This is a genomic window from Enterococcus sp. HMSC072F02 (assembly GCF_001837725.1).
GTDB classification, from domain to species: Bacteria; Bacillota; Bacilli; order Lactobacillales; family Enterococcaceae; genus Enterococcus_B; species Enterococcus_B lactis.
In genome coordinates this window covers 1-2194 of sequence record NZ_KV833951.1, presented here as the reverse complement: position 1 = coordinate 2194, position 2194 = coordinate 1, and the positions used below count along the sequence as shown (strand labels likewise).

Below are 2194 nucleotides of genomic sequence, written 5' to 3'. Positions count from 1 at the left end.
TCTTTATTTAAAACTTTGCAACAGAACCATTGTCAGCAACTTTTTTATTTTAAAACTTAAATCAAATCATCAATCGGCACAGATTGGTATTTCATGGTTAAGCCGTAGTCCCCACTCTGCTTGCACCGCTTCGTTTTTTTATGTGGCATAGATGCGTCAACCACTCATCAAGAAATTAGACTTCTCTATGGAACAATTTAACCGCATGCTCTGCGTGTCAGTTTTCTTTAAACTCATTATAGCATAAAGTCTCCCTATTCGCTTTTGTCGCTCCGCTTGTACACCTCAATTGAAAAAATCGGACGTTCTGCCTTTAGGAAAAATCCCTTGCGGTCGTGGTTACTTTGATTTTTTTGATAGAGTTAAGTATTTATCTCTTCCGTCAAATGGAAAGATAGCACGTATGGCAGACTCAAACACACCTTTAGCGATTACTTCTAGTTCTTCCAAGTCATCTTGAATATCAACGGTTATATGATTACTTCTTTCCCAGTCAATTGTACATTGAATTGTATGTTCTCCAAAGTCAACATCAAATTCTTTGGTTTGATTTCTGTGTATTACCCCAACATATTTATCGTCTATTAAGACTCTGTATGCTCTTAATTTGTTAGCACCTTTTGACGTCCTCGATAATCTTATCTTTGGCATGATTTTATCCTCACTTCCAAAATTTCCGCCATTTTTTTGTTCTTCTTTGGGTTTTGTTATTGCTTGTTCCTTTAGCTGTTCCTGAAAAGCTTCGACTTCCTCTTGTGGTTGATTGTCTGTCTACTCTTCCGCTTGTAGCAAGGGTTTCATCTGTTATTTTTTTTGAAAACAACTTTTTAATCGCTCCCAATTTACGATAAGAAAACAAACAGGGATAAAAATGAACATGATTGCTAGTAAAAGCATGCCTACCATCCCAAATAATCCCTCCATCTTTGGTTCTATTATATCAAAAAACATAAAAATAACCCCTATTACCTGTCCAACAGATAACGGGGGTTATTTTAATAGCGTTGTATAGGGGTTATTATCTAATTATAGACCCCATTGGTAGGAGCAAAGCTGCTAAAGTGTATAAAAAATGCCATCACCTCAAGCCACGATAATAGTCTTCATGAGCAACTACCTACCCCAAAAAGTATGTTCTAACAAAAATTCCAATCAATATGACAACAGCTAACAATAGTGTAGTTTTAAAATATGAAACGCAACAAGAGTAAGTAATGATTCGGTGCTGCTCTTGTTATAGGAGTTATTTGAAGATTGTAAGCCCTAAAAAGTGTTATTTTTTTCGTGATATATCCTTAGCTTTCATTTTTTCGATTTCTTTGCTGGCTTTCTTCTTCCTATCCCTCAGTGCCTCTAACCAGATACCATTTAAAAGTGCCTCTCCCACAATCAATACCATTAGTTTGGCTAGTAAAGACTGATCCTTAGTAAAGATGATATAAACCATTAATAACAGAAAAGCAATTCCAGGAATCGCTCCAAACCATTTTGGCAAATATCTATCTAAAACGTAAAGTATAGCTACAATCAACATACCCATTAAAAGCCCTTTAAACTCACTCATTTTTTTCCTCCTTAAAATCTTCAATAATTTGTTTTGCTAAGTCTAACGATATTTTTTCGTCAATTACCAATTGCATAATTTTGGCTTCAAAGGTACTTGTATTATCCTGTTCAATTAAATCAATTTTTTGAATAATTTTATTCAAGCGCATTCTGACGGTCGGATAACTTACTTGATATACCTTTGCCAATTGCTTTAGAGAGCCCGAAGCATGTACTAACTGTTTAACAAATTCTTGGTCCGCTTGATCTAGTGTTAAAAACCAGTTCATATTTCTCCCCTCCTTAATTAAATAATATTTATTTTAATTTAACATTATTTATAATAAATGTCAACAAAAGACGTTATTTTTTATATGTTGACCGATTTAATTTGACTCCGAATTTGACAAAAATAGTCTTTCAAAGCGATAACAATGCCTTAAAAAGTATTTAGTACAAAATTGTTATTTAGATTTATAGACCCTAAACAAACATCTTTTGTAAAAAGCCTTTTTTCTGTTCTTTCAATAAATCTAACTTACGTTGATGAAGAGTGATAGTATCATCTAATTGTTTGAAGAATGAGCCGATTTTTCGTTGTTCTTCATAACTGGGAAGGTTCTGTTGCAAAGTTTTAAATAAAGAATAA

The 2194-nt window shown here is 33.5% G+C and carries 4 protein-coding genes; all 4 read right to left on the bottom strand.

The window, feature by feature from the left end:
- Positions 1-339 precede the first annotated feature (339 nt).
- Positions 340-651, bottom strand: coding sequence for a hypothetical protein (locus tag HMPREF2731_RS06785; RefSeq protein WP_024636108.1), 312 nt, complete (start codon positions 649-651; stop codon positions 340-342).
- A 622-nt stretch (positions 652-1273) separates the two neighbouring features.
- On the bottom strand, positions 1274-1564 hold the full coding sequence (locus tag HMPREF2731_RS06780; protein WP_024636107.1) for a hypothetical protein: 291 nt from the start codon (positions 1562-1564) through the stop codon (positions 1274-1276).
- Positions 1557-1835, bottom strand: a complete 279-nt coding sequence (locus HMPREF2731_RS06775; protein WP_002330374.1) for a DUF2089 family protein — start codon at positions 1833-1835, stop codon at positions 1557-1559. The genes HMPREF2731_RS06780 and HMPREF2731_RS06775 overlap by 8 nt, the downstream gene beginning before the upstream one ends.
- A 193-nt stretch (positions 1836-2028) precedes the next feature.
- The gene (locus tag HMPREF2731_RS06770; protein ID WP_042958618.1) at positions 2029-2175 is read right to left on the bottom strand and encodes a restriction endonuclease subunit S; all 147 of its coding nucleotides are present in this window, start codon (positions 2173-2175) and stop codon (positions 2029-2031) included.
- Between the last annotated feature and the right edge of the window lie 19 nt (positions 2176-2194).